Here is a 7,340-nt window from a genome sequence, read left to right on the forward strand (position 1 = left end):
GCCTTGGCCTGGGTCTCCTTGCTCATCCATGTCAGCGTGGGAAGGTTTCATCCAGCGATCTGCGGATGTCCGCCACCATCTGCAGCATGCGGGCCTTCTTCTCCGGCCCGAAGGCGCGGGCGACGAAGTATTTGCCCAGGTCCTCACCCAGCGCGTTGTCGGTGGCGGACACGCAGCGCTTCCACCGCGGCTTCATTTCCTTCGCACCCCGCATGGTGCGCTCATAGAAGTTGAAGTTCTCCTGCACGAAGGCGTCGGGCAGCCAGTCGGCGTAGGCGCTGAGCGTGCGCCAGGTCAGGTAGGTCTTGATGTCGTCCAGGCTCAGGCTGTGGATCAGCGCGCTTTCCCGCTTCATGAAATCCGGGTTGCTGACGTTCAGCGTGGCGGGCGGCTTCAGGCCGGCGCCATGGATGTAGGCGGTCCAGTTGATCGCCGGGTCCAGGGCCTGCAACTCGGCGAAGGTCTTCAGGTGGTAGCGGTTCTCTGGTTCCCGCATGGTGGTGCGGTCCATGGAGGCGTCGGCCAGCTGCGTTTCAACGCGCATGACGGTCTGCGCCCTGGCGGCGGCGTCCTTCTGCCCCGCCAGCTCCATCATCTTCTGGATGTGGGCGACGTAGGCCGCGCGCTGCTGCTTGGACTTGTCGTCGTCACGGAAATAGTAGGGCTTGTCGGGCAGGCCCAGACCACCCTGGTAGACGCCGGCGATGACCTGGGTCGCGTCCTTGTAGTCCTGCTGCTGGCCCACGCGGTGGAAGGCGTTGACGCCGGCCATGTGCAGGTCGATCAGCAGTTTGCTCAGGCCCTTCTTGCCCTTCAGGCCGTTGATGCGGTCCAGCCAGGGCCGCAGCGGCGCCAGGCCGCGCGCCTCGATGCCCTTCTCATCCATGCAGGCGGCGTAGAAATCGCCGACCCGTTGGCTCTCGGGCGTCGGATGGGCCGCCAGTTTCTCCAGCTCGTCATGCAACAGGGCCAGGTTGTCGTCGGCCAGCTTGTTGAAGCTGCCCCAGCGCGGCTGGTCGGCCGGAATGGGGTTCGCCTTGTTCCAGACGCTGCAGGCGTGCAGGAAGAAGTTCTCGCACGGGCTGATCCCGTCATCCACCACCGGCAGGCCGGGGGCGGCGGGTGTGCTGATCGCGGCGGGCTTGGCGGGCGGCGCCGGCGGCGGGGCCGGGGCCTTGCCGGTGTCGGTGGATTGGCAGCCGGCCAGGCCGGCGGCGATCAGGGCGGCCAGTGCGGCCGATGTGGTAAGGCTGCGTACCCCGGACATGGATGACCATCATCTGTTGTTGTCGTTGGGCGCCCCGATGGCTTCCTTTCCGGCCGGCGCCGCTGCCCACGGACACCCGGCCCGGGCCACCCCCGGGGTCAAAACCATTGGCTCCTGAAAATTTCATTCCAGGCGAAATGATTTGATGGTCGCGACAGTACCATAGGCCGCGCGGCGTCAGGAAAGCGCCTTATGTAACCGCTCTGTAACCAGGGCTGCGCCGGGCGGCAGCAGCCGCGCCAGATTGTCGCGCGCCGCCAGCGGGGCGGACGGCGACGGCCAATCCCGGGCCAGGTCCTCCAGCGCCGCCATGTACAGCCGTTCGGCCTCCAGCTCCGCCGCCTTCACCGCCTGGCGCAGGGACGCCACGTCGGGCGCATCGGCGGCCAGGGCCTTCAGGGCGCGGCGGGCCTGGCGCAGGGGAATGATGACGGGGCCGCGCCAGCGGTCGGCCAGCGCGGCGGCGGCGGCGAGGTCCCCATCCGACAGCATCCGTCCCCGCGCCGCGGCCCAGGCGCCCCACAGCAGCGGGGGAACGTCGGCGTCATGGGCATCCTGTGCCTCCAGGCACAGATCCGCCACGCCCGGCCGGGCGTAGGTCTCCAGGGCGTAGGGCCATAAGCCGGCGGTGGCGGTGGCGGTGGCGGGGGCGGGGGGCTCAGCCAACGGGCTCGCCGACATAGATGCCCAGGCCCCGGGCGGTGCGCACCAGGGTGCCGTCCACCTCCACCGCGGCATAGGCTTTGATGGCGTCGGCTATGGGCACGTCGATCACCTGGCGGTTGGACCAGGCCACCATGCGATCGTACCGCCCTTGCGCGATCAGGTCCACGGCGTGCACGCCGAAGGCCGACGCGATCAGCCGGTCGCGGGGGTTGGGGGATCCGCCGCGCTGCACATGGCCCAGGACGGTGACGCGGGTTTCCGCCCCGGTCGCCTCGGCGATCAGATGGCCGATATAGCTGCCGATGCCGCCGTAGCGCTTTTGCCCGTCGGTGAACTCCTGCTTGGCCTTGCCGCCGCCGGGCATGGTGGCCGCCTCCGACACCACCACCAGGGCGAAATTGCGGCCGTGGGCGCGGATCTGGCGGATACGGTTGGCCACGCCCTCCACCGTCCAGGGAATCTCCGGCAGCAGGATGACGTCGGCGCCGCCGGCGATGCCGGCCGCCAGCGCGATGTGGCCGGCGTCGCGGCCCATGACCTCCAGCACCATGACGCGGGCATGGCTGGCGGCGGTGGGCTGCAGGCGGTCCAGCGCCTCCGTCGCCACCGCCACGGCGGTGTCGTAGCCCACCGAAACCTCGGTCAGGCCCAGGTCGTTGTCGATGGTCTTGGGGATGCCCACCAGGTTCAGCCCGCCCTCCTGCGCCAGACGGCGGAGGATGGCCAGGCTGCCATCGCCGCCGATGCCGATCAGGGCGTCCAGGCCCAGCTCCTTGCAGCCGTTGATGATCTCCTGCGACCGGTCCTTCCGGGCGCCGTCGGGCATGGGATAGGCGAAGGGGTCGCCCTTGTTGGTGGTGCCCAGCACGGTGCCACCCTGGCGCAGGACATTGCCGTCCACCATGTTGGGCAGCAGCACCCGGTGGCGGACCGGCCGATCCAGCAGGCCATGGGTCCCTTCCTCGATGCCCAGCACCTGCCAGCTGTAGGTGGTGACGGCGCGGTGGACCACGGCGCGGATGACGGCGTTCAGGCCGGCGCAGTCGCCGCCGCTGGTCAGGATGCCGATACGCTTGCCGTTGCTCATGCCCTGTTTCCCGTTAACCGACATTGTGGTCGAGACCTGAGTTTGAGGAAAACCGGACCTGCCCGCAATCGCCGAAAGACATGCCGAAAGGCAGCACCCCTGCCGCCGGATTTCTGGTATAGATCGCCCGGTGATCGAGACCAGTGAACGCTAAAAGGCACGGATGACTGAACAACACACCCTGAAGGAGAAGCTGTCGACGCTTCGGGTGGAGCATCGTGACCTCGATGACATCATCACCCGCCTGACGGGGCAGTTTCCGGTGGATCAGCTGCAGATTCAGCGTCTGAAGAAGCGCAAGCTGCTGCTTAAGGACTTGATCGCCCGCCTGGAAAGCCAGTTGCTGCCCGACATCATCGCTTGATGTCATCCGCTAGCCGGCGCGGCCCCCGCCGGGGCGTGGCCGGCATGCGGTGGCGGCACTTGCGAAGGTCGCGGCCCTTCCTATAATCCGGCGCTTCTTTCATCCCGGGGGGAGGATCACCGGTGAGCCAGAAGCCTGAAAGCGCGCCGCTGGTCGGCATCATCATGGGCAGCCAGTCCGACTGGGCCACCATGCGCCACGGTGCCGCCGTGCTTGAGGAATTGGGCGTCCCGTTCGAGACGCGCATCGTCTCCGCCCACCGCACCCCCCATCGTCTGGTCGATTACGCCACCACCGCCCGCGGCCGTGGCCTGAAGGTCATCGTCGCCGGTGCCGGCGGGGCCGCCCACCTGCCGGGCATGGCGGCCGCCATGACCCCGCTGCCCGTGTTCGGCGTGCCGGTGGAAAGCCACGCGCTGAAGGGCATGGACAGCCTGCTGTCCATCGCCCAGATGCCGGGCGGCATTCCGGTGGGCACCCTGGCCATCGGCAAGGCTGGCGCCATCAACGCCGCCCTGCTGGCCGCCGCCGTGCTGGCGCTGAACGACCAGCGCCTGGCCGATGCCCTTGACGCCTGGCGCGCCGCCCAGACCGACCGCGTGGCCCTGGAACCCCAGGACGAGGCATGACCACCGCCGCTTTCAAGGTCGTGGCGCCGGGCGCCACCATCGGTATGCTGGGCAACGGCCAGTTGGGTCGCATGACCGCGCTGGCCGCCGCCAACCTGGGCTACCGCACCCATGTCTTCGGTCCGGACGGGGACAGCCCGTGCGCCCAGGTGGCGGCGGTGGAAACCCGGGCCGACTTCGACGACTGGGCGGCCCTTGAGGCCTTCGCCCAGGCCGTCGACGTGGTGACGCTGGAGTGGGAGAACATCCCGACAGCCACCATCGACTTCCTGGCCGCCCGCGTCCCCACCTTCCCCGGATCCGGCGTCCTGGCCGTGGCCCAGGACCGACTGGCGGAAAAGACCTTCGCCAACAGCCTGGGCATCGGCACCGCCCCCTTTCGCGCCGTATCCGACGTGCAGTCCTTGCGTGCCGCCGTGGCGGAGCTGGGAACGCCGGCCATCCTGAAGTCCACCCGCATGGGCTATGACGGCAAGGGCCAGGTGCGGCTGAACGCCGACACCGACCTGGCCGCCGCCTGGGCGGAGCTGGGCACCACCGGTGCGGTGCTGGAAGGCTTCGTCACCTTCGCCTGCGAGGTGTCGGTCATCGTCGCCCGGCGGGCCGACGGTGTCATGGCCGCCTTCCCGGTGGTGGAGAATCGCCACGCCAAGGGCATCCTGGATGAGACGCTGGTGCCGGCGGCCGTCACCCCGGCGGTGGCGGCGGAGGCGGCCCGTATCGCCCAGGCCCTGACCCAGGCGCTGGAGGTGGTGGGCCTGCTGGCGGTGGAGATGTTCGTGACGCCGGATGGCCGGGTGCTCGTGAACGAGGTGGCGCCGCGCCCCCACAACTCCGGCCACTGGACCATGGACTTCTGCGCCACCAGCCAGTTCGAACAGCTGGTGCGGGCCGTCTGCGGCCTGCCGCTGGGCGCCACCGACATCCTGGCGCCCTGCATGATGAAGAACCTGATCGGCGACGACATTAACCAGTGGCCCGCCCTGCTGGCCGAACCGGGCGCCCGCCTGCACCTCTACGGCAAGGCGTCCGCCCGTCCAGGGCGCAAGATGGGGCATGTGAACCGCCCGCGCTGATCCTATGGACCGGAGGCGAGGCGAGGCGGGGTGGCCGGGCCACCCCGCCCGCCTGCCGGCAGGGACGATATCCCTGATCGAGATGAGAAAATCAGAAGGCCGCTTCGACTTCGGCCTGGGTGACCGACAGGAAATTCCATATCTGGTTGTTGCCGCTATGGCGTGGGTAGAGAATGATCGGGGTGCCGGCCTTGTAGACGGCAGCCTCGACGTCGAGACACTGGCCGGGGCAGCCGACACAATCGATGGTCGTGCCCCCGGCCGCCAGCAGGAGCTCCCACTGCTGCAGAGGATTGCTTGAGCTGACTTCGTTAAGCACGACCTTCGTGTTGGCGCCGCAGTTCGGCGCGGTGGCCACCAGCGGGTGCGAGCCAGTCCGCACCAGCGTCAATTGGCGGCTGAAAGCATTATAATCCCACAGGATTTGCGCGTTCGGCGTCACGTTGCGCTCCCCCAGGACCAGGGGACTGTTGATGGAGGTTCCAGACGCTGCCAAGCAAAAGTTGGGGGCGACGGCCAGGACAATGATTCCTTGCGGCATGGTTGCTTCCTCTCCGGGTTAGCAAAGCGGGATGCCCTGCTTGCCTTAAAGCTGCACTTCTATCGCTGGTGCAATTTTAAGGTTGTGCGCACTATACGCCACACCGATAAATTGTCCCGCGTGCGCTGGTATTAACCTAATGGTATGTGTTTAATATTTTTGAAATATCTTAGGTAGAACCCAGTGCCTTCTTTCAATGTGCAGGGCGCGCAGCGGTTTGCCCGCATCAAGCCCAAGTCAAGAAAGCTGGAGGGGGGTGGAGATGCCCGAAAGGCCTGCGGATGGCTTGGCGCGCGGAGCGTGCTCCGGCCATCGATCAAGGGGCTGTGGCTATGGAGCAGCAGAGCGCGTTTCAGCTCGAATGCGCACCGCTCTAAACGGACGCGCATTCCGCCGAGGGGGCGCCGCGGATCTTTGCGTGGACAGGTGCGCCAGCCACGAAAAAACCACCGAACCACGTCTGTCGTTCAGGGAAATTGGAGTGTGAGCGGTTCAGGTGTCGCCATCTGAACCCCGCATCATAAGATGTGTTGGCAGATGATCGGCTCAGTCGTCCTGATCGGCTGGCTCCAACCTTTTGCCGTCCAGGTCTGCCGCCTGGCTGTCCTGACGCTGTTGCTCCGCCGTGCGTTCCGCCTTGGTGCGGCCGTGGACGATGCGGTTCTCGGCCGCCTTGGCCGCCCGCTCCTCCTTGGCCTTCTGCTTACGGAACCGGTTCAGGTTGACTACGTCGCCCACGGCCGTCTTTCCCTCGTCATGATGCTCGGGAACGCCTGAAGGATGGCGAGGCTGGCGCCGCCCTCACGGGGGGCCTGGATGCCCTTTGCGTCCCAAGTCACTAACCTAACCTTAACCCAGGACCAGCATTGTTCAAGACGGGTTTGTTCCACCGCTCGTGACGGAGTATGAAATGTCGTGCGGATTGGGCGGCATTTATCCATAAGGCCCAGCGAAGTTGTTAACCATGATGGCCTCGTGTGCCGGCGAATTCTGTGTTTCGCCTTGAGTGCGCGGGTCGCTTTTCTTCAAGGACCAAGGCGGGATGGACGGTTCAGCGGGCGGTGTGGCCAAGCGGCGGCGGCGGACGACACCGGTGTCCCAACCCACGGTGTCCCAATCCACTGGGGCCCCGGTTGAGACGGCGCCGGCGCGGCGCACCGTCAACCTGGCCCTGCAGGGTGGTGGGTCGCACGGCGCCTTCACCTGGGGCGTGCTCGACCGCCTGCTGGAGGACGGGCGCCTGGACGTGGAAGGCATCAGCGGCACCAGCGCCGGCGCCGTAAACGGCGCCCTGCTGGCCTATGGCCTGCTGACCGGCGGGCCGGAGGCCGCCCGCGACCTTCTGCACCGGCTGTGGCGGCGCATGGCCAAAAGCTCCGCCGCCGGACCCTTGCAACCAACCTGGCTGGACTGGATGACGGGCGGCGGTGCCCGCCGCAACCTGGACCATTCCCCGGTCTATGCCGGCCTGGACCTGATGGTCCGGCTGATGTCGCCCTATCAGTTCAATCCGCTGGGCCTGAATCCCATGCGGGACGTGCTGGACGGGCTGGTCGATTTCGACGTGCTGCGCCGGTCCGACACCGTGCGCCTGTTTGTCAGCGCCACCAACGTCAACCGGGGCCAGTTGCGGGTGTTCAAGGGCCGGGACCTGTCCATGGAGGCGCTGCTGGCCTCGGCCTGCGTGCCCATCCTGTCCAGGCGGGAAAT

General features: G+C 67.3%; 9 protein-coding genes. 4 read left to right on the forward strand and 5 right to left on the reverse strand.

Annotated features, from left to right (window positions below; genetic code table 11):
- Positions 1–31: 31 nt before the first annotated feature.
- The 3 genes from I55_RS18835 to I55_RS18845 all read right to left on the reverse strand — a co-directional run bounded on the left by I55_RS18835 (position 32) and on the right by I55_RS18845 (position 3,020).
- The gene (locus tag I55_RS18835) at positions 32–1,267 is read right to left on the reverse strand and encodes a M13 family metallopeptidase N-terminal domain-containing protein (protein WP_049974268.1); all 1,236 of its coding nucleotides are present in this window, start codon (positions 1,265–1,267) and stop codon (positions 32–34) included.
- A 177-nt stretch (positions 1,268–1,444) separates the two neighbouring features.
- Complete coding sequence (locus I55_RS18840; protein WP_199902644.1) at positions 1,445–1,933, reverse strand: TIGR02444 family protein; 489 nt, start codon at positions 1,931–1,933, stop codon at positions 1,445–1,447.
- Entirely contained in the window at positions 1,926–3,020 is a 1,095-nt protein-coding gene (locus I55_RS18845) for an ATP-dependent 6-phosphofructokinase (RefSeq protein WP_044562124.1), read from the reverse strand. The genes I55_RS18840 and I55_RS18845 overlap by 8 nt, the downstream gene beginning before the upstream one ends.
- Before the next feature lie 163 nt (positions 3,021–3,183).
- On the opposite strand from I55_RS18845, the gene I55_RS18850 reads away from it, so the two are divergent.
- The 3 genes from I55_RS18850 to I55_RS18860 all read left to right on the forward strand — a co-directional run bounded on the left by I55_RS18850 (position 3,184) and on the right by I55_RS18860 (position 5,089).
- Entirely contained in the window at positions 3,184–3,384 is a 201-nt protein-coding gene (locus tag I55_RS18850; protein ID WP_044562125.1) for a YdcH family protein, read from the forward strand.
- 164 nt (positions 3,385–3,548) lie between these two features.
- Entirely contained in the window at positions 3,549–4,013 is a 465-nt protein-coding gene (gene purE, locus I55_RS18855; protein ID WP_044562130.1) for a 5-(carboxyamino)imidazole ribonucleotide mutase, read from the forward strand.
- On the forward strand, positions 4,010–5,089 hold the full coding sequence (locus tag I55_RS18860) for a 5-(carboxyamino)imidazole ribonucleotide synthase (RefSeq protein ID WP_044562126.1): 1,080 nt from the start codon (positions 4,010–4,012) through the stop codon (positions 5,087–5,089). The genes purE and I55_RS18860 overlap by 4 nt, the downstream gene beginning before the upstream one ends.
- A gap of 91 nt (positions 5,090–5,180) precedes the next feature.
- Here I55_RS18860 and I55_RS18865 read toward each other — a convergent pair whose 3' ends face one another.
- On the reverse strand, positions 5,181–5,630 hold the full coding sequence (locus tag I55_RS18865; protein ID WP_044562127.1) for an RICIN domain-containing protein: 450 nt from the start codon (positions 5,628–5,630) through the stop codon (positions 5,181–5,183).
- A 546-nt stretch (positions 5,631–6,176) separates the two neighbouring features.
- On the reverse strand, positions 6,177–6,368 hold the full coding sequence (locus tag I55_RS18870) for a DUF4169 family protein (protein WP_044562128.1): 192 nt from the start codon (positions 6,366–6,368) through the stop codon (positions 6,177–6,179).
- A gap of 304 nt (positions 6,369–6,672) precedes the next feature.
- Between I55_RS18870 and I55_RS18875 the strand changes: the two genes are divergently transcribed.
- The coding region (locus I55_RS18875) for a patatin-like phospholipase family protein (protein WP_148293833.1) at positions 6,673–7,340 on the forward strand (668 nt) is incomplete at its 3' end.

The organism is Azospirillum sp. B4 (assembly GCF_000333275.1).
Lineage (GTDB): Bacteria > Pseudomonadota > Alphaproteobacteria > Azospirillales > Azospirillaceae > Nitrospirillum.

Bases quoted from the DNA above. Each gene is read 5' to 3' on its own strand.
- I55_RS18835 (WP_049974268.1), bottom strand. From the start codon at position 1,267: ATGTCCGGGGTACGCAGCCTTACCACATCGGCCGCACTGGCCGCCCTG.
- I55_RS18845 (WP_044562124.1), bottom strand. From the start codon at position 3,020: ATGAGCAACGGCAAGCGTATCGGCATCCTGACCAGCGGCGGCGACTGC.
- I55_RS18850 (WP_044562125.1), top strand. From the start codon at position 3,184: ATGACTGAACAACACACCCTGAAGGAGAAGCTGTCGACGCTTCGGGTG.
- purE (WP_044562130.1), top strand. From the start codon at position 3,549: ATGGGCAGCCAGTCCGACTGGGCCACCATGCGCCACGGTGCCGCCGTG.
- I55_RS18860 (WP_044562126.1), top strand. From the start codon at position 4,010: ATGACCACCGCCGCTTTCAAGGTCGTGGCGCCGGGCGCCACCATCGGT.
- I55_RS18865 (WP_044562127.1), bottom strand. From the start codon at position 5,630: ATGCCGCAAGGAATCATTGTCCTGGCCGTCGCCCCCAACTTTTGCTTG.